Raw genomic sequence first — 21,894 nt, forward strand, 5'->3', positions numbered from 1 at the left:
CATGCGAAACCTCACGCAGCCTCACGCCGCCTCACGCCACGCGGCGCAGCGCGTACTCCTTGACGCCCAGCATCGGCGGCCGTTCCTCGGTGTCCACCGGGTGGGTGTGCGGGACGAATCCCTCCGGGCCCCGCTCGAACTGCGTCAGCTCCGGACGTACGAGGTGTCCGCGCGAGAGCCGTACCAGGGCCGTGCGGTAGATCGCCGCGGCCATCCGGCCGAGCGCCTGCCCGTCCTGGTGGCGGTGCACGCGTACGCCCACGTCGACCTGGGCCAGCGCGTCCAGCCCGACCGTGTGCAGCGCGTCCACCAGCAGCCCCAGCTCGACGCCGTACCCGACGGGGAAGGGGAGGCGTTCCAGCAGGGAGCGCCGCACGGCGTACTCGCCGCCCAGCGGCTGCACGAAACCGGCCAGCTGCGGCCAGTGCAGGTTGAGGAGGGGGCGGGCCACCAGTTCCGTGACCCGGCCGCCCTGGCCGGGGGCGTCCCCGAGGGGGCGGTCGTACATCGCCTTGACGAACTGCACGTCCGGTTCGGTGAGGAGCGGTCCGACGATCCCGGAGACGAAGGTGGCCGAGAAGTCCCGCAGGTCGGCGTCGACGAAGCAGACGATGTCCCCGCTGGTCGCCAGCAGCGAGCGCCACAGCACCTCGCCCTTGCCCGGCAGCGCCGGGATCCGCGGCAGGATGTCGTCGCGGTGCACCACCCGGGCGCCGGCCTTGGCGGCGACCTCGGCCGTCCGGTCGCTGGAGCCCGAGTCGATGACCACCAGTTCGTCGACCAGCGGGACCGGCAGGCCCTCGATCAGCTCGCGCCGGATGACCTCCACGATCGTCCCGACCGTCGGCTCCTCGTCGAGCGCGGGCAGGACCACGCTGACCGTGGTGCCCGTCGCCCGTTTCCGGTCGAGCAGCTGGTCGAGCGGTCGGTCGGCGGCTGACCAGGAGCGGTCTGCCAGCCAGCGCTCCACCTCTTCCAGCACCCTCAGCACTCCCTGCGTTTCGGCGTTATGGTGCGATATGTGATCCATCTCGCGGTTCGGACAGCAGTCTCACCCGCCCGGACCTTCGGTTACAGTCTTGAACAACGCGAAGGACCGCCGCATGCCGGGGGTCCCCGCGAACAAACGCACCGGCGCGCCATAGAGCGCGTGTGCCGGTGCCATACCGCTCATCCAGAGGGGCAGAGGGACACGGCCCGTTGAAGCCCCGGCAACCCTCCAGTCGGTTCTCGCGATGCGATACGCATCCCGCGGGGTCCCCGGCTAGGGAAGGTGCCAATTCCGTCTCATGGCGAAGTGCGCCATGGGGAAGATGAGGAGAAAGGGCCTCGCCATCATGGCTGCACAGACTGTCGCCACCTCTGTTGACCTCGGACCCGCCAACGGTCTCTCCTGTCGCGAGTGCGGCACCCGCTTCGAGCTCGGTCCCATCTTCGCGTGCGTCGAGTGCTTCGGACCGCTGGAAGTCGCCTACGACCTTCCCACCGGTGACCCGGAGGCCCTGCGCGCCGCGATCGAGGCCGGCCCGAACAACATCTGGCGCTACGCGCCGCTGCTGCCCGTCCCCGCGGACGTGGCCTCCAAGCCCAGCCTGAACCCCGGCTTCACCAAGCTCGTCGACGCGGCCAACCTGGCCAAGGAGCTCGGCGTCACCGGCAAGCTCTACGTCAAGGACGACTCCGGCAACCCGACGCACTCCTTCAAGGACCGCGTCGTGGCCATCGCCGTCGAGGCGGCCCGCGCGTTCGGCTTCACCACGCTCTCCTGCTCCTCCACGGGCAACCTGGCCGGTGCCGTCGGCGCCGCGGCCGCCCGCGCCGGCTTCCGCTCCTGCGTGTTCATCCCGCACGACCTGGAGCAGGGCAAGGTCGTCATGGCCGGTGTCTACGGTGGCGACCTGGTCGGCATCGAGGGCAACTACGACGACGTGAACCGCTTCTGCTCCGAGCTCATCGGCGACCCGCTGGGCGAGGGCTGGGGCTTCGTCAACGTCAACCTGCGCCCGTACTACGGCGAGGGCTCCAAGACCCTGGCGTACGAGATCTGCGAGCAGCTCGGCTGGCAGCTGCCCGACCAGATCGTCATCCCGATCGCGTCCGGCTCCCAGCTGACGAAGATCGACAAGGGTCTGCAGGAGCTGATCAAGCTCGGCCTCGTCGAGGACAAGCCGTACAAGATCTTCGGTGCCCAGGCCGAGGGCTGCTCCCCGGTGTCCGCCGCCTTCAAGGCCGGCCACGACGTGGTCCGCCCGCAGAAGCCGAACACCATCGCCAAGTCCCTGGCGATCGGCAACCCGGCCGACGGCCCGTACGTCCTGGACATCGCCCGCCGCACCGGCGGTGCGGTCGAGGACGTCAACGACGAGCAGGTCGTCGAGGCCATCAAGATCCTCGCGCAGTCCGAGGGCATCTTCGCCGAGACCGCGGGCGGCGTGACCGTCGGCGTCACGAAGAAGCTCATCGAGAACGGGCTGCTCGACCCGACGCTGACCACCGTGATCCTGAACACCGGTGACGGCCTCAAGACCCTGGAGGCGGTGGCCGCCGACAGCGGCCAGACCGCCACCATCCGCCCGAGCCTGGACGCGTTCCGCGCCGCCGGCCTGGCCTGACCCTCCCCCTGCACCGGAAAGGCAGTAGCGCCATGAGCGTCAACGTCCGCATCCCCACCATCCTGCGCACCTACACCGCCGGCGCCGCCGAGGTGACGGCCGAGGGCGCGACCCTCGCCGAGGTCATCGAGTCGCTGGAGAAGAACCACCCCGGCATCGCCGCGCGCGTCCTGGACGACCAGGGCAAGCTCCGTCGCTTCGTGAACGTCTACGTGAACGACGACGACGTGCGCTTCGAGGGCGGGCTGGAGGCGGCGACGCCGGACGGCGCGGGCGTCTCGATCATCCCGGCCGTCGCGGGTGGCTGCTGACCGGCTGCGGGACCGGCTGTCCGGCGGGTTGCCGACAGGATCTCCATAAATAGAATTGCCCCCTCCGCTGAAAGCGGAGGGGGCAATTCTGCTTGATTGGGCACGGTAGAGTTGGGGAAGTCCCCTCCGCGGTTCTTGCCCGGCGCATATGAACGGGTCGCGTGAGGGTCGACATCTGGTCAATGTGCGGGTGCGGTATGGGGCTTTGGCGAGATATGTCAGGCCCGAGTTGCCCTCGAATATGCCAAATTTTCACTTCATTTCAATGTATCTGGGTGTCCAGATTTCTCGTCGGATTGACCTGTTGCAGACAGCATCCGCGCAGATACATTCAGCCTCGGTCGACGCGTTCCGACGCAAGTTCTGACCCGGTAACGCGAAGTGCGTTCCCGCGCAAGGGCCAGTAATAGGGGAGTTAGGCATGGCTCAGGGCACCGTCAAGTGGTTCAACGCGGAGAAGGGCTACGGCTTCATCGCGGTCGACGGTGGTGCGGATGTGTTCGTCCACTACAGCGCCATCCAGATGGACGGATACCGCACCCTTGAAGAGGGTCAGCGGGTCGAGTTCGAGATCTCGCAGGGCCAGAAGGGTCCGCAGGCGGACATGGTCAAGCTCGCACTCGGCTGAGTCCCGGAGCGATCGACCACCGACACGACGCGTACGTACGCGCGCACCCGCGTACGCGCACGCACCACGAGGGGCCCGCATCCGAGGAGGGATGCGGGCCCCTCGTGCGTTCGCCTGACGTCCCTTGGGTCGTCCGCCCGGTCTTACCCCAAGCCGCTTGCACTCGAAGGGGTCGAGTGCTAATCATTGGCGTTAGCACTCTCCGGTTGAGAGTGCTACTGAACGAGGACCGGGTCGGTGAGGCCCGCAGGGTCCGGCGGGAAGGAACCGCCGGACACGCAGGCCGTCCGTCGCGGGCGCGGGCGCGGTCCAGGAGCAATCCACCGCTGTCCGGGAGGACCACTTCAGATGGCCAAGATCATTGCGTTCGACGAGGAGGCCCGTCGCGGCCTCGAGCGTGGGATGAACCAGCTCGCCGACGCCGTCAAGGTCACCCTTGGCCCCAAGGGTCGCAACGTCGTCCTTGAGAAGAAGTGGGGCGCCCCCACGATCACCAACGATGGTGTCTCCATCGCCAAGGAGATCGAGCTCGAGGACCCGTACGAGAAGATCGGCGCCGAGCTGGTCAAGGAAGTCGCCAAGAAGACGGACGACGTCGCCGGCGACGGTACGACCACCGCCACCGTCCTCGCCCAGGCGCTCGTCCGCGAGGGTCTGCGCAACGTGGCCGCCGGTGCCAACCCGATGGCCCTCAAGCGCGGTATCGAGAAGGCCGTCGAGGCCGTCTCCGCCGCCCTGCTCGCCCAGGCGAAGGATGTCGAGACCAAGGAGCAGATCGCTTCCACGGCCTCCATCTCCGCCGCCGACACCCAGATCGGCGAGCTCATCGCCGAGGCCATGGACAAGGTCGGCAAGGAAGGCGTCATCACCGTCGAGGAGTCCCAGACCTTCGGTCTGGAGCTGGAGCTCACCGAGGGCATGCGCTTCGACAAGGGCTACATCTCGGCGTACTTCGCCACCGACATGGAGCGCATGGAGTCGGCTCTCGACGACCCGTACATCCTGATCGTCAACTCCAAGATCGGCTCGGTCAAGGACCTGCTGCCGCTCCTGGAGAAGGTCATGCAGTCCGGCAAGCCGCTGCTGATCATCGCCGAGGACGTCGAGGGCGAGGCCCTGTCGACCCTGGTCGTCAACAAGATCCGCGGCACCTTCAAGTCCGTCGCCGTCAAGGCCCCGGGCTTCGGTGACCGTCGCAAGGCCATGCTCGGTGACATCGCCATCCTCACGGGCGGCACGGTCATCTCCGAGGAGGTCGGCCTCAAGCTGGAGAACGCCGGTCTCGACCTGCTCGGCCGCGCCCGCAAGGTCGTCATCACCAAGGACGAGACCACCATCGTCGACGGTGCCGGTGACAGCGACCAGGTCGCCGGTCGCGTGAACCAGATCCGCGCCGAGATCGAGAACTCCGACTCGGACTACGACCGCGAGAAGCTCCAGGAGCGCCTCGCGAAGCTGGCCGGCGGCGTGGCCGTCATCAAGGCCGGTGCCGCGACCGAGGTCGAGCTCAAGGAGCGCAAGCACCGCATCGAGGACGCCGTTCGCAACGCGAAGGCGGCCGTCGAGGAGGGCATCGTCGCCGGTGGTGGCGTGGCCCTGCTGCAGGCCTCCTCGGTGTTCGAGAAGCTGGAGCTCAACGGTGACGAGGCGACCGGCGCCAACGCCGTGAAGCTCGCGCTGGAGGCCCCGCTGAAGCAGATCGCCGTCAACGGTGGTCTCGAGGGCGGCGTCGTCGTCGAGAAGGTGCGCAACCTGGCCGTCGGCCACGGTCTGAACGCCGCGACCGGCGAGTACGTCGACATGATCGCCGAGGGCATCATCGACCCGGCGAAGGTCACCCGCTCCGCGCTGCAGAACGCGGCGTCCATCGCCGCGCTCTTCCTCACCACCGAGGCCGTCATCGCCGACAAGCCCGAGAAGGCCGGCGCGGCTGCCGGTGGCGGCATGCCGGGCGGCGACATGGACTTCTGATCCACCGGGCCGGCCTCCGGCCCCGTAGATCGGCTGTTCTTCACGTACCGAGGGCGGTACCCCTTCCTGACGGAGGGGGTACCGCCCTCGGGCGTTTCCGATGGTTGGGGCCGGCCGTCAGCCGTGGGCCGTTTCCCCGTAGCGGTGGCGGGCGTGGAAGGCCGGGCCCCGGAAGGTGAACGAGGAGACGAGGATCGTCGCGCAGCCCCGCGCCCGCGCCTCCTGCTCGGCGGCGGCCGGCAGCTTCGTGCCCCAGCGGGCGCCCCGGCGTCGCCGCCTGGTTGAAGGAGTCCAGTTCCTTGCTCAGACGCGCGTCGAGCGCGGCGTCCGGGCCGCCGGTCGTGATCCCTGCCCCGTTGTGGTTCACGGGGTCGTCGTGCGGGTCAGAAGCCGGTGGTGTCGATCTTGAATCCGAAGGGGGCCGGGACGGGGAGGGGCTCGCCGAAGGACACCGTCGTGCGGGAGCGGTACCCGTGCGGGGAGGGGTCCCAGAAGCAGGTGATCTCCGAGTCCTGCATGTCGACGACCAGGTAGACCGGTACGAGTCGGCCGTACACCTCCAGCTTCTCGTGCCAGTCGGCGTCCTTGGTGGACACCGAGGTGAACTCGGCCACCAGGGAGAGTGCCGCTGCGTCCAGATGCCTCCCCTCGCCCTCGAAGCCGGACTCGTCGACCACGTAGAGATCCGGGCCGTAAGCACGTCCTGCTTCAGGGAACTGGAAGAGGAACGGCGCGATGTCCGCGATGTGTCCTTCCGGGGCGTGGGCCTCGAGTTGCTTGCGCAGTGCCCGCATGGGGCGGTAGTAGCGGCGCATGGACCACGGTGACACGACGATCTTCCCCCGGATGAGCTCGGCCTTGAAGCCGTCTGGAGTGTCCATCTCCTCGACGGTGCGCAGGAGCGTCTCGAACGTCGGTGGTGCCGTCTGCTCTATCGGTGTGGCCCGTTCGATCATGGTCGTCACCGTTGTCCTTCGTATGGCCTGCCGCGCATTGGGCGTGAGCCCCGTTCCAGGCTAGCGGCGCAGTGTTCGTCGTGCCCGGATACCGAGACGGATTACCACCGGTCGGGGGCTTTGGTTGACTGGGGGCATGAGCGATCTCTTCGTCAAGATCTGCGGCCTGAAGACCGCCCACGACGTCGACGTGGCCGTGGCGGCCGGGGCCGATGCGGTGGGGTTCGTCTTCGCGCCCGGCAGTCCGCGGACCGTCGACGCCGCCGTGGCGCGGGAGCTGGTGGCGAGGGTGCCCGAGGGGGTGCTGACCGTGGGGGTGTTCCGCGGGCAGTCCGTTGACGAAGTGCGCCGGTTCGCCGAGGAGAGCGGCGTGCGGGGTGTGCAGCTGCACGGCGAGGAGGGCCCGGAGGACTTCGCGGCGCTGCGCGCCGGTGCCGGTGCCGGTGCCGAGGGGCGCACCCTGCTGCGGGCCACGGCTTCGCGGGTGGCGCGGTGCGGTGAGTACGGGGAGGACCTGCTGCTGCTCGACGCCCCCGACCCCGGCTCGGGCGAGCCGTGGAACTGGGGCGCGGCGGACTTCACCGCCCCCGAGGGGCGGTGGCTGCTGGCGGGCGGCCTGAACCCGGGCAACGTGCGGGAGGCCGTGGAGGTCACCGGGGCGTGGGGCGTGGACGTGTCCAGCGGCGTCGAGTCCTCGCGGGGGGTGAAGTCCCCGGACCTGATCCGCGCCTTCATCGAAGCGGCGCGGGGTGGCTCCGGGGCGTAGCCCCACGCGGGGTCCGGAGCCGGTGGGCGATCCAGCCCGTCCGGCGTTTGAGGCGCGGGGTCCGGGGCGGAGCCCCGGGGAACCGGGGGCACCTCCCAGCGGTAGCTGGGGGAGGAAGGGCGGGTAGGGGACCGGCTCCGCGCAGCGGCACCCCCCTGGCCGGGCCGCACGGGGGGCCGTCGGGGCCGGGCGCGCGCCGGGGCACCTCCTCGGGCGTCGAACGGGGTGCGGTACCGGCAAGTGGAGCGGGTTTCGTTCGACGCCCTGCGGGGGCGCCCCGCCGCACACCCGACCCCGACGGCGCGGGGGTGTCAGGGACGGGCCGGCCTCGCCGAGCACCGGCGTTCGACGTCCTGCGGGGGCGCCCCGCCGCACGCCCGACCCCGCCGGCGCGGGGGTGTTACGCGCACGGCTCGGCGATTGGCCAGGCTATTTCCATGCGGTTGTCGGGGGCGTCCGGTGTCCCGGTCCAGCGGCGGTAGACCAGCCGGACCGGGCCCGCGAACGCGAAGTCGTGTCGGGTGATCCAGTCGGCGACGGCGTCGTACGCGCCGAGGATCTGCGGGAACGCGGCGGCCGCTCCCTCGACCTCCGTGCAGGCCAGGGTGGTCTCGGGCAGTTCGCGCACGGTCATGCCCTCGGGCAGGTCCGTGGGCTGCGCGCCGTCCTCCCAGAACGATAGGCACGCCTCGACGAGCGTCTCGTTCTCGTCGTCGCACACTCCGTGGAAGCGGACGAACGCGGGCCCGGTGAGGGCGAGCGGGCCGCGCCCGGCGACCTCGTACATCTCCTGGTACGCGGCGCGGAGGAACGCGTCGAGCCCGGAGTTGTCGATGGTCGCCCCGCGGACGAGGATCCGTTCGGCGGCGCCCTGGCGGATGGTGACGCGGTGGGTCATCTCTGTTCCTTCGGTCAGTCGACTCAACAGGCTGTGGACCGTGGAGCGCTGCACCTCCAGTCGCCGCTCGGCCGCCGACAGATGGGCCCGCAGGGCGGCGACCAGCTCCTCCTGGCCGCCGCCGAGCAGCCGGCGCACCTCCTCGACGGGGATGTCCAGTTGCCGCAGCGCCCTGATCGAGCGCGCCGTACGCACCTGGTCACGCCGGTAGTACCGGTAGCCGCTCACCGGATCGACGAACGTTGGCACCAGGACGCCGCTGGCGTCGTAGTGCCGGAGCGCGGTGACCGAGAGGCCACCGGCCTGCGAGAACTGCCCGATCGGCAGCAGGTTTCTCCTGTCCACGGCTCCGACTGTGCCGTCTCGGGTTACCCGAGAGTCAAGCCCGTCAGGGCCTGGCGTAGGGGCGGGTCATGATCTCCATGTTGTGGCCGTCCGGGTCGGCGAAGTACGCGCCGCGGCCGCCGAAGAGGCGGTTGACGCGGCCCGGTTCGGAGTGACCGGGGTCGGCGTAGTAGGTGACGCCGATCGCGTCCAGCCGGGCGATCATGCCGTCGAACTGCTCGTCGGGTACGAGGAACGCGTAGTGCTGCGGCTGGAGCGGCTCGCCGGCGGGCTGCTGGTAGTAGTCGAGCGTGACGTCGTTGCCGAGGTCGACGGGCAGGAACGGGCCGAAGGGGGCGCCGGGCGTCAGGCCCAGGACGGCGGCGATGAACTCGGCCGACAGCTGCCGGTCCGTGGCGTGGACGACCGTGTGGTCGAGCTGGATACGTGTGACGGACATGGTGTGGTCGCTCTCCAGGTCTCGGGTTTCGGGTTTCGAAGCGAAGACGTGGAGGGGGTGGCGGGCCTCTGGCCCGCCCGGTGGTCATGCGGAGGCCGGGGGCCTCGCTCGTGTGTGGCCCAAGGCCGACCCGGCAGTCACCGGGCCGACCTTACGCGTTGTCGGCGTCAGTCCGCGAGGCGGAGGCTGAACCGGTAGAAGATGTCGCCGACTTCGATCCAGCCGATCTGCCGGCAGCCCCGATCCGTGCCGACGCCGTCGCAGTTGAATCCCGCGACGACCATGCCGTTCAGTTCCCGGGAGTCCTGGTCGTTGACGGTGATCACCGGCCCGCCGCTGTCGCCGGGGCGGGCGATGACGGGGCTGGGGCTGGGGTTCGGGTCGCTGGCGCTGCCCCACACATAGGCGCCGTTGTTGACCCAGGTGGCGCTGCCGGCGTACGCGGTGCGGATGTTGCAGGCCACCTTGGTGGTGTAGCCCAGCTGGCAGGTGAAGTCGCCGACGACCGCGTTGCGCACGCCGTTGAGGCGGCGGGTGTACCCCTGTGCGTCGACGCCGTCCCACGTGTAGCGGCTCGTCGCCGTCTCGATGAACGCCGAGTCGAGGTCGTCCAGCTTGGCCCCGACCGTGCCGACGCGGTTGCCGCCGGCGGTGAAGACGGTCTCGCCGAGCCCGTAGCAGTGGCCCGCGGTGACGAGCCACTGGCGGTTGTCCGTCGCGCTGTGCGCCGGGATGCCGCTGGTGCAGTGGGCGAAGGAGCCGTTGGCGGGTCCGAGCGCGGCGCCCGCGTAGTACGGCGCCGAGTCGTTCCAGCGGCTCAGCGGCACCATGGGGGACGACTGGCGGACGCGGATGGGGGTGGTGCGGGCCGCCGCGAGTTCTTGCGCGACGGCGGGACCGGCGAGGTACTTCTGTGCCGCCTTCGCGTCGTCGACGGTCAGCTCGATCGCACCGCCGTCGACGGTGCTGCCCGCCATCCGGATCTTGAAGGGCAGGTCCTTGCGGGTGCGGAAGTCCGTGATCTCCTTCCTGAGCTGCCGGAGCGTCTTCGCGCTCTTGCGTACGTTCAGCAGCTTCGTGTCGGCCTTCGGGCCGGCCCTGCGCACCGCGTCGAGGAAGGCCGCGGCGCGGGTCGTGTCGGTGAGGTAGACGTTCACCGAGCGGTAGTCGGCGGCCATCTCCACCTGCGTGTACACGTCCGCGTACGCGCTCCGGCCGACCTGCGCCGCGGCGTCGGCCACGACCCTGAGCGGTTCCAGCACCCGGCCCTGCTGTTGCGGCGTCATGGCCGCCACGGCATCGGCGGACAGGGGTCCGGGCGCCTCCGCTTCGGCGGCCGCCGTCGCACCGAGAGGGAGGACGGCCAGCACGGTGGCGAGCGCGAGCGAACGCCAAGCAGCCTTGTTCATACATCTCCTCGAATGGTGACGCTGTGTGTATCGCGTGTACGCAGCGTGACCGTAGTGATCGCCCGAAATGCCGGGCAAGGGCGCACGGCGGCCCTCGGGGGGCGTGCGGGGGGCGTGCGCCCTTGCCCGGGTCAGGCGGTGGCGGGTCCGCCCGAGGAGGCGAAACCGTCCTGCTCGACCGACTCCACGAGCGCGTCCGTCGCCCGAAGCGCCTTGACCTGTCCGGGGGAGAGGGGGGCGGCGAAGCCGTTCATCGCGGTGCGGAAGACGTGGACGGGAGTGATCCCGTAGGCGCGCGCGACGGCATCCGGGTCGAGGCCGCGCCGCACGGTGACGATGTACGTGGGGTGGTCGGCCGGGGCTGTTGCCCGGGACGTGGGCACGGGTGCGGGTGCGGGGTCGGCGTCGGCGGCGTCGGCGGGCAGGGCGCTGACCGCGGCGACCAGTACGAGGAGGAGCGCGGTCGGCAGTGCTCGGCGGCGCGGGCTCGGGGGGTTGCTCATGCGGCGAGGCCACCACCTGCGGCGGGGCCGGTCAACGCGCCCCGCGGGCGTGGTGGGAGTGCGCGCGGTCCGTACGGGTGAGGGCCCGGCGGGCGATCGGCCAGGTGGGGGGGGGCGGCGGTTCAAGCCGCGCCGACGCGGCCGCCGATGGGAGGGGAGGGTGGCGCCCGACGCGGCACCCGTCGCAGCGGTCCCGGCCCGTCGCCCGTGCCCACCTCGTTCGCCCCGTCCACCCCGTCAGGGAGTTCCGTCCATGCGCCTGTTCGCCCGCCTGGCCACCGCCGCCCTCCTCGCCGTGCCGCCGATCGCGGCGGGCCCGGCCTCCGCCGTCGCCCCCGAGCCCCCGGCGCCGCTGCTGACGGCGGCGGACCCGGTGCCGGGCCGGTACATCGTGACCCTGGAGGAGGGGCGCGACGCGGCGAAGGTCGCGCGGGAGCTGGGGCTGAAGCCGTCGTTCGTCTACACGTCGGCGATGACCGGCTTCGCGGTGCCGCTGACGGCGGACGAGCTGGCCGTCGTACGGGGCAGCTCCGGGGTGAAGTCGGTCGAGGAGGACGCCTCGGTGAAGGTGCCGATGCCGGTCGAGGCGGGGGAGGCTCGGGCGCCGTCGAACTCCTGGGGGCAGGACCGGATCGACCAGCGGAACCTGCCGCTGGACCACGACTTCACCACCGTGGGCGACGGCGCGGGCGTGACCGCGTACATCTTCGACAGCGGCATCGACTACGCGCACGAGGAGTTCGGCGGCCGGGCCGTGTTCGGCTTCGACGCGATCGGCGACGGCCGTCAGGGCCAGGACTGCTCCGGCCACGGCACGCACGTGGCGGGCACGGTCGGCGGCGCGACGTTCGGGGTGGCGCGCAAGGTGAACCTGGTCAGCGTCCGCGTGCTCGGCTGCGACGGTTCGGGCTCGTGGTCGGGGGTCCTCGCGGGCATGGACTGGGTCGCCAAGAACGCCCACCAGCCGGCGGTGCTGAACGGCTCCTTGGGCGGGGACCGCTCGGCCACGGTGAACAACGCCGCGACCGCCCTGGCCGAGGCGGGCGTGCTGCCGGTCTTCGCGGCGGGCAACTCCTCGGTGGACGCGTGCACGTTCTCGCCCGCGTCCGCCGGGGGCGTGGTCGCGGTCGCCGCCTCCGACCAGTCCGACGAGCAGACCGGCTTCTCCGACCACGGCCCGTGCGTCTCCCTCTACGCCCCCGGCCAGGCCATCGTCTCCGCGAAGCTCGGCGGCGGGAGCGTGGCCCTCAACGGCACGTCGATGGCCGCGCCGCACGTCACGGGCGTGGCCGCCCTCTACAAGCAGGCACACCCGAGCGCGACCCCGGCGGAGGTCGCGGCCTGGCTGGTGGAGGCGTCCACGAAGGACGTCCTGACCGGCGTCGGCGAGGGCAGCCCGAACAGGCTGCTGTTCACTGGTGGTCTCTGATGGTCGGAGGGTCCTGATGAACCCGGCCCGCAGCCCGATCGGGGTTAGGCTGCGGGCCGAGGGGGATCATGGACACGCCACCGCCGCTCGTGGAGCGGCTCCGGAACCACGTACGGCTGGCCGCGGCCTGCGCGTTCAGCGCGGTCGCGGTGCTGTACGCCGTCCTGTGCTCGAAGTTGAACGTCGTGGACATGTCCGACGGCGTGTGCGACTACGGCGGCTGCCCGCGCGGGCTGGATTCGCTGCTGTGGTGGACCCTGCTCGCCGGGGCGGCTGCGGGCGGATTGTGGTGGTCCGTGGTGAAGCGCCGCGCGTACCGCTCCGGCATCGGCTGGACCATGGCCCTCGCCGTCGGCCTCGTCGCCCTGGGGCCCGGCTGGCTCGGCTTCTCGTGGCTGCGCGGTCCGCACATGGACCTCTTCTCGTACCAGGTCCCGGACGGCCCGGGCGCGGACAAGCCGCTCGGCTCCTGGGCGGGGCACCCGGACACGGGGGTCGTGGTCCGGGCCCGCGCAGACGTGGTGACCGGCTACAACGGGGAGGGCCGCCACGGCTGGAGCATCCCCGCCCCGGCCGGCGGCGCGGTGTGCGCGATGAGCGGCGACACCCCCTCCGGCATCGGCCTGCTCACCGTGACCACCGCGAAGAGCACCTGCGGCAACCGCCTCGTCGCGGTGGACGCCACGTCCGGCAAACAGCTCTGGACCAAGGACGTCCCGAAGCTCGTCGGCAAGCCGTCCGCGGGCGGCTCGCTGGCCGTGACCGCGACGGCGGATGCCGTACTCGCCCACGACCTGGTCACAGGCGGCGAGCTGTGGCGCTCCCCGCTTCCCGCGGGCGCCGTCGCCATGGAGGTCGCCGCGGCTGCGGACCGCGTCCTGCTCATGGCCCGGACCGACGCGGGAGTCGAGCTGTTCGCGCTCGGCGCCCGCACCGGCGCCGTCGCCTGGCGGTACCCGATGCCGGTCGGGTACGAGTCCCCGCGCATCGCGTCGGCGTCCCCGGCCGCCGCCGTCGGTGCCGGGCGCCTGCTGGTGTTCGACGAGGCGGGCCGGGTGCGCGCGCAGTCGCAGGAGCCGTACGTCCCGACCACGGGCGAGACGGAGTGGCTGGTGGTCGGCGACGTGCTGTACGCGTCGGTCCCGGAACGGGAGAAGCGGGAGCTGCTGGCGGCGTTCTCCCTGAAGGACGGCCGCCACCTGTGGACGCGGGCCTTCGAGGACGACTGGCGGGTCCGGGCCCTGGCCGCCGGCCGGGCCGGGCGGATCGCCGTGGTCACGGAGGGCGCGTACCACCACCTCTGGCACCTCGACCCGCGAACCGGCAAGCCGGACGGCGAGTCGACGGTCCTGCGGGGCCTGCGGCTGGGCGAGTCGTTCGCCCTCCACGGGAGGACGTTCGTCAACCTCGACGACGACGGCAGCCTCCCCCCGATCTTCGACGTGGCCCCGACCTTCGGTTGGTGAGTTGCGTTGTGAACTCCGCGTCGCCTCCTCGACACCATGGGGCCCCGTGAGCCCACCTCCGGATCGACCGAATCGTCATGCCCGTGGCGACGCGTGGTTGGCCCGGATGGGTGAGGGTGCTCAGAGAGTGGCGAGGAAGGAGTTCCAAGCCGTCGCGCCGAACACGAGGTGGGCGTCATCGGGCCGCTTGGAGTCCCGGACGGGGACGAGGTCGGGGTGGCCGGCGGCGACTTCGAGGCAGTCGCCGCCGGTGCCGTCGCTGTGGGTGGACTTGCGCCATGTGGCCATCTCCACGCAGCTACCGCCGCTGGCATCGCTGTAGCTGGACTTGTGCCAAGTGGCCGCCGACAGGTCGTACTCAGGCGTGCTGATCATGTTCGTAATCCTCCGCCACCGATTCGATCAGGGCCAGGGACTTGCGCGGTGACAGCGCGTTGGCCGTGAGGAGATCGTAGGCCAGGGAGTGCTGGGTGACGGTGGCCGGATCGTCGAACAGCTGGCCCGTGCCCATGCCTTGGACGTAGGCGAGAGGGGGCGCGTCCTCAAAGGAGAGCAGCTGGACGAACCCGCCCATGGCCGCGTGGAAGCCCGCGCTGAACGGCAGCACCTGCGCGATGATCCGGTGCGATCGGATCAGCCTCGCGATGTGGCGCAGCGCCTCCGCCAGTACCGCCGGATCTTCCCCGGACCTGCGCAGAACCGACTCGTCGAGTACGCACCAAAACAGTGGCGTTGTTGGGTCGCGGAGCAGGGCGGCTCGGGCCAGTCGGTTCGTGACCAGTTCGTCGATCACCTCCTCCGGGGCGGTCGGGTGTCCGGCCCGGAAGACCTCCCGCGCGTAGGCCTCCGTCTGGAGCAGGCCGGGCATCAGCTGGGGCGCGTACTCGCGGATCTCCCTCGCCAGCGCCTCCGCCTCAGCGGCAGCCGCGAAGTGATCCGGGTACTTGGACTTGGCCGCCGCCCCGCAGTTCCGCGTGAAGAAGCCGTTCGTCCCGAGGATGTCGTCGATCTGCCGCGCGAAGTCGATGTGCATGCGGCGGGTGCCCGCCTCCAGTTGGCCTATGAACGAGCCGCTCACGAAGAGCGGTTCGCCGAGTTCGGTCTGGCTCATGCCCGCGCGCTCGCGCGCCACGCGGAGTTCGGCGCCGAGGAGGGCGCGGGGTGAGGAGGAGGGGTCGAGGTTCTTTCCTGGCATGGCAACTCCCTGGTCAACGCATGCGGTTGTTGCGGTGTCCGCGTTGAAAGGCTAGCGAGCGGGCCGCCACGCTGTGTGTCGAAGTCGGATACGCAGAGTGGAAAGGTGACATGTCATGGTGCTCTCCCCACAGGAGCGCGTGCGGGCGGCCGAGGAGGCCGTCCAGCAGCTGAAGGAGTCCCTGGCAGGGGTGGGGGTGGTGTTCCCCTCGCTCGACGTGGAGCGGGTCTCCGCCGCCGGTACCTACGGCCTGCCGTTGGTCGACCTCGGCCGCTGCAACCTGGACACCGCGCTCCGGCTCGCCGCCGTACTCCACGAGCGGGCGCACCCGTGAGCGAGGCGGTGGAGTGGGGGTTCCAGCTCGGCTGGAAGCTGCACGCGCTGGAGGCCGCCCTGGGCGGCGGCGCGTGGAGGCGCGGGGGCGCGGGGCTCTCCGTACGGGTGCGGTGCGACGGCGGCGGGCTGTGGACGGCCGTCGGGGACGACGGCACGCGGAGGGAGGAGCGCTCGGCGGAGACGGCGGACGAGGCGACCGCGCTCGTACAGGAGGCCTTCGGGCTGACGGCGTGGCGGCCGCAGCCGCCCCCGCCGCCGGGGTGGCAGCGGTTCACGCTGCTGCACTGTCCGGTGGGGGAGTGCCCGGAGTTCGAGGACGTTCGTTACGAGGGGCTCAAGGCGCGTCCGCCGCAGGGGTGTTCGGTGGAGGAGGTCGGCGGGTACTTCGGACTGCGCTGCGAGCGGCCGGGGGCACGGCTGCTGGACGCGGTCGCCGAGACCGTGCGGGAGATCCGCGAGGAGCACGGGCTGCTCATGAACGACCTGGGCATCGAGAAGCTGTGGGAGTGGTCGGCGGACGGTGCCGACGGCTGGGGTGCCGAAATCGTCGGCCAGTTGCTGCTGATGGCGGCCGAGCGGGGGCCGGTGCTCGGCTACGGCGCGGATGACCTGGTGCGCTTGCTGCGCACCGCCGCCGGCTGACCCCCGGTTGGCCGGGGAGGTCAGCTGGTGATGGGTTTGCCGTCCTGCTTGCCGCCGACGCAGGTATCCAGGGCGGTGGCCGAGTCGTACTCCACGGTTCCGCCTTGGCTCTCACACTCCTGTCCGGTGACGGTCGGGGCGGCAGCTTGTGCGGCGGGCGCCGCGGCACCGAGAACGGCCAGTACGAGGGCAGCGGTGAAGCCGAGAATTCGTCTGCGCATGGGGGGCTCCTCTCGGTACCAGCGTCGCCCCGCGCCGCCGTTGGCGCACCCGGGCGCTCCAGAGGCGCTTCCAGCGTTAAAGGGGCAGGCTGGTGTTATGGCGAACACGCGGGAGGTTTCCGTGGGGGCGCCTGACGACCTCGGCTTGCGGAAGGTCACGATCGACGGCAAGACCGTGGGAAAGGCCTGGTCTCCCTGGGAACTCAAAAGATTCCTGGATCGTGCCGGTGTGGACCCAGAGCACGAAATCCACTGGTTCGGCGGCGACAGCACTGTCTGGCCGGACAAAGGGGGGTGGCGACGGCGAACGATCGGCTTCTTCGTGTTCGTCGGCCTGCTCGCGACCGTATGTCCGCTCTTCCGGATCGGAATGGCGGACAGCGGGGATGCCCTGACCTACGGCGGACGCATCGCGGGATTCACCATCCTTGTCGCATCAGTGGTGGAATTCTGCGCAGCCTTGGCCTGTATCGACTACTGGGGTAAGCGCCGATGGCGTTACTCGGGGGTGGTCGTCCTGGCCGGAGTCTTGATCGCCCTGTTCAGTGGCATCGCCCTCCTGCTGCTGCTGATCGGCGAGCGCTTCACCGGCTACACCGTGTTCGGTATGGCCCTGACCCTCTGGTCTTCGCTGGCTCTGGCCGAACTCGTCAAATCCCGGGCGTGGAAGGGCCTTCACAATCCCAGGAAGATCGCGATCGGGGCGATCATCTCAACTCTCCTCGCCGGTGCCAACCTGGCGTATTCGCAGATCTACGTCCCCTATGTGAAGACTCCGCTGGTGGAGAGCGGGGCGGAGTTCAAGGACTCGAATCTGGAAAGGCAGGGGGGGCCGCTGTTCGTGACGGTTCATCTGTATGTCAAGAACGAGGGTGAGGTTCCCGTCTACGTCCTCGACAGCAAGTACTGGGTCCATGGCGTGGCCGCGAGCAATCTCTCCGACAAGCCGGTGGGTTCGGCTCCCAAGGGGGCAAAGGCTCCCAAGCCGCCAGAGGAATCGAAGGACGAACTGCTCTACGACGGCGACTTCGTCGCACCGGTGGGTCGAGTGCTGAATCCGGGAGAGGAAATCGCGCAGGACGCGGTCGTTGAGGTGGATGGTCCTGAGAGCCGCACGTATGAAGCGGTCAGGGCCCAGACCGAGGTGTACGTGGTCAGGAAGGACAGGATGAGAGTGCCTCCTGAATACGCGAGTTCCGGAATCGGGGGAGATGATCTCAAGGCGCTGGCCGGCAAGGAGAAGGTTCCGCGCGGCGCGAAATACATGTACCGGTCCGAGGTCTCGAACAGCAGCGAAATACTGAACGTGGCCCGCGGTCCGCAGCGCATAACCTTGTTCAGGGTGGAGAGAGGCCAATGGCCGCGCGTCGTCGTGGACGTATCGCCACCCCGTAAGCGGATAGATTTGGATCCCAGGACTCCCGTGGCGAACAAAAAGCTCATAGAGCGGTACGGCCTATCGGTGGTGCGTGGCTCCACGGCCGAGATCCCCTACCAGGAGCTCCTGGAGAAGGCCCGAGCCGTCCAGAAGCAGGCCGAGCCGCCCAAGTGAGCCCCGCCGTCAGCGGCGCAGGTCGAGCAGCATCACGTCGCGGAGGTCCGTGCCCGGGCCCAGGGGTCGTGCCTCGGCGACCTTGCGGTAGCCCCAGGCCCGGTAGGCGGCCGGCGCGGCTCCGCTCGTGGGGTGGACGTTCAGCAGGACGCGCTCGCGCTCGGCGGGGAGGGCTTCGAGCAGGGCCGTGTGCAGGCTTCGGGCGATGCCGAGGCCGCGCCATGGTCCGCGTACGGCCAGTTCCATGAGGGCGAAGGTGCGGCGCCCGTCCTCGCGCCGCACGTCGGCGGGGACGGGCGTGGTCAGTTCGTCCCACCACACCGCGTCGTGGGCGAGCGCGAAGCCGTACGCCATGCCGACCGGCTCGCCGGTCTCCGTGCGGGCCAGGGCGGCGAGGAAGCCGGGCTTGGCGGCCTGCACCGGGAAGCGGCGGAAGGCGGCGGCGACGTCCTCCTCGGTCTCGTCGTAGGGAGGCTCGGCGAAGGCGTCGGCGTAGACCAGTCGGAAGGCTGCCTCGGCGTGGACCGCCGTCGGACCGTCCATCTGGCTTATTTCGAAGGCTTGTTGCTGCGTCATGCCCTCAAGCTGTCACAGCGCCGGGGTCGGAGTCCCGCGAGTATCCGCCGGTGCGGGGGCGTGGCCCCCGTCCTCACACCTGCCCGGCGCCGTGGGCGCGGGCGCGGGCGCGGTCGTGGAACCAGGCGAGGATTCCCAGCAGGGCCGCGGCGCCGATTCCGTACAGGGGCAGCCACAGGGTGGTCGTGGCGGCCAGGCACTCGGCGACGGCCTGGCGGGCCTGGGTCTGCTGGGCGTAGGCCAGGGCGGCGGGGTCGCTGCCGGCGAGGTTGCCGAGGGCGGCTTCCGTCTGGAGGGCCTGGTAGCGGCCCAGCAGGGCGCACCGGCTGCGGGTGCCGGGCATGGGGAACAGCCAGGCGCGGCGTTGCATCAGCGGGGCGAGGGCGACGGCCACGCACAGGCCGACGACCAGCGCGTACGCGACCAGGCCGCGGGTGTAGGCGGAGCGGATGTCCGGGCTCCACTGCGCCCGCCGCTGGAAGGCGGCCAGCACCGCGAGGAGCGTGACGCCGATGAACGTGGCGAACCACTGCCACGACCCCTGGGCGAGCGCGAAGGTCAGCACGGCGGCGAGCCCGATGCCGACGACTCCGGGGGCGGGGAGGTCACCGCCCGTGTCGGCGGCGGCGCTCGCCCGGCTCGGGGTCACTCGGGTGCGGGGGTCACTCACGGGCCTCTCCCTGGACGGGGAACCCCAGCATCCGCCGCGCGCAGCCCCGCCTCAGGGCGCCATGCCGTACGACTCCGGCGTCCCGCCCGGATGGCCCGCGGGCGGCAGTTCCCGGGCGGCGGAGCGGAAGCGCATGCGGAGGTACTGGGCGTTCGGCGAGGACGAGTCGAAGAGTTGGCGGCCCATGGGCTCGGGGACGGTCGGGCCCCAGAACCAGACCTCGTCGCAGCCGTAGCAGAACGCCGCTTCGAAGAGCGGGGGTGCGGCGTCCGGGTGCGCGTAGGCACGGATGCCCCAACCGGGGGCGAACGCGCAGAGGTTGGGTGTGCTCGTGGGCAGCTTCCGGATCACGGTCAGGGCGGCGGCGGCCTCGGAGCCGTGCCAGTGGGCCACGACGTCGCCGGTCATGGCGTCGCCCCGGTGCTCCGGGCCTGCCGTGATGCGTACGACCTCCAGCCGGGTGGTGGCGGCCACCGCGTGCGGGGGGAGCTTCATGCGGGGGCTTCGTCCGTGCGGAGGCGGGCGTGGAGGTGTTCGTCGTGCCAACCGTCGGCGTGGAGGAGTGCTCCGCGCATGGTGCCCTCCAGGGGGAAGCCGGCCTTGGTCGCGACGGCGCACGAGGCGGGGTTGTGCACGGAGTGGGTGATGCGCAGGCGGTGCAGGCCGAGGTCCTCGAAGGCCCAGCGGGTGATGCGGGCCGTGGCCGCGACGGTGACGCCGGTGCCGCGGCCGGCGGGGAGCAGCCAGTAGAGGATTTCGCCGCTGCCGTCGCGCAGATCGAGGTCGGCGAGGCCGACCAGGCCGAGGGCCGGGCCGGTGGGCGGGGCGATCGCCCAGATCGCGGCCTCCTCCGTCTGCCAGAGGGCGTGGTAGCGGGCGATGTGGGCTTCGGCCTCGGCCGGGGTGCGGCGGGCCGGGCGGTTCCAGTGCCGGATGTCCGGGTCCTCGTACGAGGCGACCAGGGCGGGGGCGTCGGACGCGCGCCACGGGCGCAGCAGCATCCCGCCGGGGAGGGGGAACTCGGGCTGGGGGAGCGCGGCCATGCGGCCGGCCGGGACGACCGGGGGTATGTCGTTGATCATCCCCGCATCATGCGGGAGATTCGCCGCAGGTGTCCTGGGTCGTGGCGCGGGTGAGGCCGTCCGCGATGCGGGTCAGGACGGCGAGGGCCTCGGTCCGCTCGTCGGGGGTGAGGTGGTCGGTGACGCTGCTCTCCAGCTCGGCCCAGATGCCTTCGACCTCGGCGCGCAGGGCGAGGCTGGCGGCCGTGGGTTCGATGATCGTGGCGCGCTTGTCGGTCTCGCTGGGGCGGCGACGGACGAAGCCGGCGTGTTCGAGGCGCCTGATGGTGCGGGTCATGGTGGCGGCGTCGGAGCCGAGCAGGCGCACGAGGTCGGTCTGGCGCTGCGGGCCGCGGTCCCAGAGCTGCATCATGACCAGCTCCTGGCCGGTGTGCAGGCCGACGCGGCGCAGGAGCTGCTGGGCGAGCATGCGGTGCAGGCGGGCGACACGGAAGATCGCGTAGGACATGGGGCCGGCCTGGACGGAGGGCGGCATGCAGGGGCCGGCCGTCGCCTCGGGGGCCGGCCTGCCGGCGGTCGTGCCCTTCGGCTCGCTCATGGGTCCTCGGGTGTGGCGCGCAACTGCTCGAACAGAGATCAGCCTATCGCGGCTCGGACGTGCGCACGGGGGCTGTGTACGGCCCGTCCTTCCCGGAGGGGGTGAGGTGGGTGTGATGCGGGTCACGGGGTTGCGGGAATGGGGTAGCGGATTTACTTGTTCGGACAGTTAATTCCGCTCCGCCCTCGGGCGGCAGCATCCTGTGGAGACGAGGACCCGATCATGTCGACCGCATTCGACTCGTACGAGCTCGCCGGGAAGCGCCTGGCCAACCGCATCGCCATGGCCCCCATGACCCGCAGCCGCGCCGACGCGGCCGCCGGTGCGACGGCCACGGACCTGATGGCGACCTACTACGCCCAGCGCGCGAGCGCCGGCCTGATCATCAGCGAGGGCATCCAGCCCTCGGTGGTCGGCCAGGGCTACCCCTTCACCCCTGGTCTGCACTCCGCGGAGCAGGTCGAATCCTGGCGTCCGGTGACCGACGCCGTGCACCGCGAAGGCGGCGTGATCTTCGCGCAGCTGATGCACACCGGCCGGATCGGCCACCCCAGCCTGCTGCCGGACGGCCTGGTGCCCGTCGCCCCGTCGGCGGTGGCGGCGAAGGGCCAGGTCTTCACCGGCCAGGGCATGTTGGACCTGACCACTCCCGCCGAGCTGACCGAGGACGAGATCCTCCGGACCGTCGAGGACTACGCGAATGCCGCGCGGGGCGCGATGGCCGCCGGCTTCGACGGGGTGGAGCTGCACGGGGCGAACGGCTACCTGATCCACCAGTTCCTCGCCCCCGGCTCCAACCTGCGCACCGACGGCTGGGGCGGCTCGGTCGAGGGCCGGATCCGCTTCGCCATCGAGGTGGCGACCGCGGTGGCCGAGGCGATCGGCGGCGACCGGGTCGGCTTCCGCATCTCGCCCGGGAACACGTACAACGACATCGTCGAGGGCGACGACCTCGACGAGACCTACGGGGCGCTGGTGGCCCGGCTGGCGCCGCTGGGCCTGGCCTACCTGCACCAGCTCGAAGCGGAGGGGCAGCGCGAGCTGGTCCTGCGGCTGCGCAAGGAGTGGCCCGGCACGTTCGTCCTCAACCCGTTCACCGGCGCCGACGTGACGGGACCGGAGGAGTTGGAGCTGGTGGAGGACGGGACGGCGGACCTGATCGCCTACGGCGCGATGTTCCTGGCCAACCCCGACCTCCCGGCCCGTCTCGCCGCCGGAGGCCCGTACAACACCCCCGACACCGCCTCCTTCTTCGGCGGCGACCACCGCGGCTACACCGACTACCCGGCGCTCGGCTGACCCGGCTGACCCGGTTCCCGTCGGCGCCCGTCGGCTCCTCGCGATTGGCT

Annotated in this window: 25 protein-coding genes and 1 riboswitch; of the genes, 11 read left to right on the plus strand and 14 right to left on the minus strand. The window is 71.0% G+C overall.

Annotation, left to right across the window (positions count from 1 at the left end):
• Window positions 1-31: 31 nt before the first annotated feature.
• On the minus strand, window positions 32-982 hold the full coding sequence (locus tag ACFYYJ_RS25420; RefSeq protein WP_385129581.1) for a glucosyl-3-phosphoglycerate synthase: 951 nt from the start codon (window positions 980-982) through the stop codon (window positions 32-34).
• Between the two features lie 185 nt (window positions 983-1,167).
• Window positions 1,168-1,320, plus strand: a riboswitch (SAM riboswitch).
• Window positions 1,321-1,337: 17 nt separating this feature from the next.
• On the opposite strand from ACFYYJ_RS25420, the gene thrC reads away from it, so the two are divergent.
• The 4 genes from thrC to groL all read left to right on the plus strand — a co-directional run bounded on the left by thrC (window position 1,338) and on the right by groL (window position 5,522).
• Window positions 1,338-2,612, plus strand: a complete 1,275-nt coding sequence (gene thrC, locus ACFYYJ_RS25425; protein WP_384758101.1) for a threonine synthase — start codon at window positions 1,338-1,340, stop codon at window positions 2,610-2,612.
• A 32-nt stretch (window positions 2,613-2,644) separates the two neighbouring features.
• Window positions 2,645-2,923: a MoaD/ThiS family protein gene (locus tag ACFYYJ_RS25430; protein WP_384595749.1), complete on the plus strand. Its 279-nt coding sequence runs from the start codon at window positions 2,645-2,647 to the stop codon at window positions 2,921-2,923.
• A 421-nt stretch (window positions 2,924-3,344) separates the two neighbouring features.
• Complete coding sequence (locus ACFYYJ_RS25435) at window positions 3,345-3,551, plus strand: cold-shock protein (protein ID WP_030009783.1); 207 nt, start codon at window positions 3,345-3,347, stop codon at window positions 3,549-3,551.
• Between the two features lie 348 nt (window positions 3,552-3,899).
• Window positions 3,900-5,522 (plus strand): chaperonin GroEL, encoded by a 1,623-nt coding sequence (gene groL / locus ACFYYJ_RS25440; protein WP_384758104.1) that lies wholly within the window; start codon window positions 3,900-3,902, stop codon window positions 5,520-5,522.
• Between the two features lie 383 nt (window positions 5,523-5,905).
• On the opposite strand, the gene ACFYYJ_RS25445 is transcribed toward groL, so the two are convergent.
• Complete coding sequence (locus tag ACFYYJ_RS25445; RefSeq protein WP_389135986.1) at window positions 5,906-6,478, minus strand: Uma2 family endonuclease; 573 nt, start codon at window positions 6,476-6,478, stop codon at window positions 5,906-5,908.
• 136 nt (window positions 6,479-6,614) lie between these two features.
• On the opposite strand from ACFYYJ_RS25445, the gene ACFYYJ_RS25450 reads away from it, so the two are divergent.
• Entirely contained in the window at window positions 6,615-7,244 is a 630-nt protein-coding gene (locus ACFYYJ_RS25450; protein ID WP_389135674.1) for a phosphoribosylanthranilate isomerase, read from the plus strand.
• Window positions 7,245-7,644: 400 nt separating this feature from the next.
• On the opposite strand, the gene ACFYYJ_RS25455 is transcribed toward ACFYYJ_RS25450, so the two are convergent.
• From ACFYYJ_RS25455 to ACFYYJ_RS25470, 4 genes are all read right to left on the minus strand, one after another.
• Complete coding sequence (locus tag ACFYYJ_RS25455; RefSeq protein ID WP_389135677.1) at window positions 7,645-8,487, minus strand: MerR family transcriptional regulator; 843 nt, start codon at window positions 8,485-8,487, stop codon at window positions 7,645-7,647.
• Window positions 8,488-8,530: 43 nt separating this feature from the next.
• Window positions 8,531-8,926: a VOC family protein gene (locus tag ACFYYJ_RS25460; RefSeq protein WP_389135680.1), complete on the minus strand. Its 396-nt coding sequence runs from the start codon at window positions 8,924-8,926 to the stop codon at window positions 8,531-8,533.
• Window positions 8,927-9,093: 167 nt separating this feature from the next.
• Window positions 9,094-10,335, minus strand: coding sequence for a hypothetical protein (locus ACFYYJ_RS25465; RefSeq protein ID WP_389135682.1), 1,242 nt, complete (start codon window positions 10,333-10,335; stop codon window positions 9,094-9,096).
• Between the two features lie 131 nt (window positions 10,336-10,466).
• Window positions 10,467-10,838, minus strand: coding sequence for a protease inhibitor I9 family protein (locus ACFYYJ_RS25470; protein ID WP_389135685.1), 372 nt, complete (start codon window positions 10,836-10,838; stop codon window positions 10,467-10,469).
• Window positions 10,839-11,091: 253 nt separating this feature from the next.
• Between ACFYYJ_RS25470 and ACFYYJ_RS25475 the strand changes: the two genes are divergently transcribed.
• Window positions 11,092-12,267 (plus strand): S8 family peptidase, encoded by a 1,176-nt coding sequence (locus ACFYYJ_RS25475; RefSeq protein ID WP_389135687.1) that lies wholly within the window; start codon window positions 11,092-11,094, stop codon window positions 12,265-12,267.
• Between the two features lie 68 nt (window positions 12,268-12,335).
• Window positions 12,336-13,733 (plus strand): PQQ-binding-like beta-propeller repeat protein, encoded by a 1,398-nt coding sequence (locus tag ACFYYJ_RS25480; RefSeq protein WP_389135690.1) that lies wholly within the window; start codon window positions 12,336-12,338, stop codon window positions 13,731-13,733.
• 120 nt (window positions 13,734-13,853) lie between these two features.
• Here ACFYYJ_RS25480 and ACFYYJ_RS25485 read toward each other — a convergent pair whose 3' ends face one another.
• Window positions 13,854-14,108 carry a DUF397 domain-containing protein gene (locus ACFYYJ_RS25485; RefSeq protein WP_389135693.1) on the minus strand — a complete coding sequence of 85 codons (255 nt, stop codon included), beginning with the start codon at window positions 14,106-14,108 and terminating at the stop codon, window positions 13,854-13,856.
• On the minus strand, window positions 14,092-14,928 hold the full coding sequence (locus tag ACFYYJ_RS25490; RefSeq protein WP_389135695.1) for a Scr1 family TA system antitoxin-like transcriptional regulator: 837 nt from the start codon (window positions 14,926-14,928) through the stop codon (window positions 14,092-14,094). Before ACFYYJ_RS25490 ends, ACFYYJ_RS25485 begins: the two co-directional genes overlap by 17 nt.
• A 115-nt stretch (window positions 14,929-15,043) precedes the next feature.
• On the opposite strand from ACFYYJ_RS25490, the gene ACFYYJ_RS25495 reads away from it, so the two are divergent.
• Both ACFYYJ_RS25495 and ACFYYJ_RS25500 read left to right on the plus strand, forming a co-directional pair.
• Window positions 15,044-15,262 carry a hypothetical protein gene (locus ACFYYJ_RS25495; protein ID WP_384754387.1) on the plus strand — a complete coding sequence of 73 codons (219 nt, stop codon included), beginning with the start codon at window positions 15,044-15,046 and terminating at the stop codon, window positions 15,260-15,262.
• Window positions 15,259-15,906 (plus strand): hypothetical protein, encoded by a 648-nt coding sequence (locus ACFYYJ_RS25500; protein ID WP_389135699.1) that lies wholly within the window; start codon window positions 15,259-15,261, stop codon window positions 15,904-15,906. Before ACFYYJ_RS25495 ends, ACFYYJ_RS25500 begins: the two co-directional genes overlap by 4 nt.
• Before the next feature lie 20 nt (window positions 15,907-15,926).
• On the opposite strand, the gene ACFYYJ_RS25505 is transcribed toward ACFYYJ_RS25500, so the two are convergent.
• Window positions 15,927-16,127 carry a hypothetical protein gene (locus ACFYYJ_RS25505; protein ID WP_389135703.1) on the minus strand — a complete coding sequence of 67 codons (201 nt, stop codon included), beginning with the start codon at window positions 16,125-16,127 and terminating at the stop codon, window positions 15,927-15,929.
• Window positions 16,128-16,224: 97 nt separating this feature from the next.
• Here ACFYYJ_RS25505 and ACFYYJ_RS25510 point away from each other — a divergent pair, with 97 nt between their 5' ends.
• The gene (locus tag ACFYYJ_RS25510; protein ID WP_389135706.1) at window positions 16,225-17,679 is read left to right on the plus strand and encodes a hypothetical protein; all 1,455 of its coding nucleotides are present in this window, start codon (window positions 16,225-16,227) and stop codon (window positions 17,677-17,679) included.
• 9 nt (window positions 17,680-17,688) lie between these two features.
• Here the strand turns inward: ACFYYJ_RS25510 and ACFYYJ_RS25515 are convergent, their stop codons facing one another.
• From ACFYYJ_RS25515 to ACFYYJ_RS25535, 5 genes are all read right to left on the minus strand, one after another.
• Window positions 17,689-18,255, minus strand: a complete 567-nt coding sequence (locus ACFYYJ_RS25515) for a GNAT family N-acetyltransferase (RefSeq protein ID WP_389135709.1) — start codon at window positions 18,253-18,255, stop codon at window positions 17,689-17,691.
• Window positions 18,256-18,328: 73 nt separating this feature from the next.
• Window positions 18,329-18,925: a hypothetical protein gene (locus ACFYYJ_RS25520; RefSeq protein WP_389135712.1), complete on the minus strand. Its 597-nt coding sequence runs from the start codon at window positions 18,923-18,925 to the stop codon at window positions 18,329-18,331.
• Window positions 18,926-18,976: 51 nt separating this feature from the next.
• Window positions 18,977-19,420, minus strand: a complete 444-nt coding sequence (locus ACFYYJ_RS25525; protein ID WP_389135714.1) for a hypothetical protein — start codon at window positions 19,418-19,420, stop codon at window positions 18,977-18,979.
• Window positions 19,417-20,007 carry a GNAT family N-acetyltransferase gene (locus ACFYYJ_RS25530; protein WP_389135717.1) on the minus strand — a complete coding sequence of 197 codons (591 nt, stop codon included), beginning with the start codon at window positions 20,005-20,007 and terminating at the stop codon, window positions 19,417-19,419. Before ACFYYJ_RS25530 ends, ACFYYJ_RS25525 begins: the two co-directional genes overlap by 4 nt.
• Before the next feature lie 7 nt (window positions 20,008-20,014).
• Window positions 20,015-20,482, minus strand: coding sequence for a MarR family winged helix-turn-helix transcriptional regulator (locus tag ACFYYJ_RS25535; protein ID WP_389135989.1), 468 nt, complete (start codon window positions 20,480-20,482; stop codon window positions 20,015-20,017).
• A 285-nt stretch (window positions 20,483-20,767) separates the two neighbouring features.
• Here ACFYYJ_RS25535 and ACFYYJ_RS25540 point away from each other — a divergent pair, with 285 nt between their 5' ends.
• A complete protein-coding gene (locus tag ACFYYJ_RS25540) occupies window positions 20,768-21,844 on the plus strand; it encodes an alkene reductase (RefSeq protein WP_389135720.1) in 1,077 nt (358 codons plus the stop codon).
• Window positions 21,845-21,894 lie beyond the last annotated feature (50 nt).

The sequence above is a fragment of the Streptomyces sp. NPDC002467 genome, assembly GCF_042889825.1.
Classification (GTDB): Bacteria; Actinomycetota; Actinomycetes; order Streptomycetales; family Streptomycetaceae; genus Streptomyces.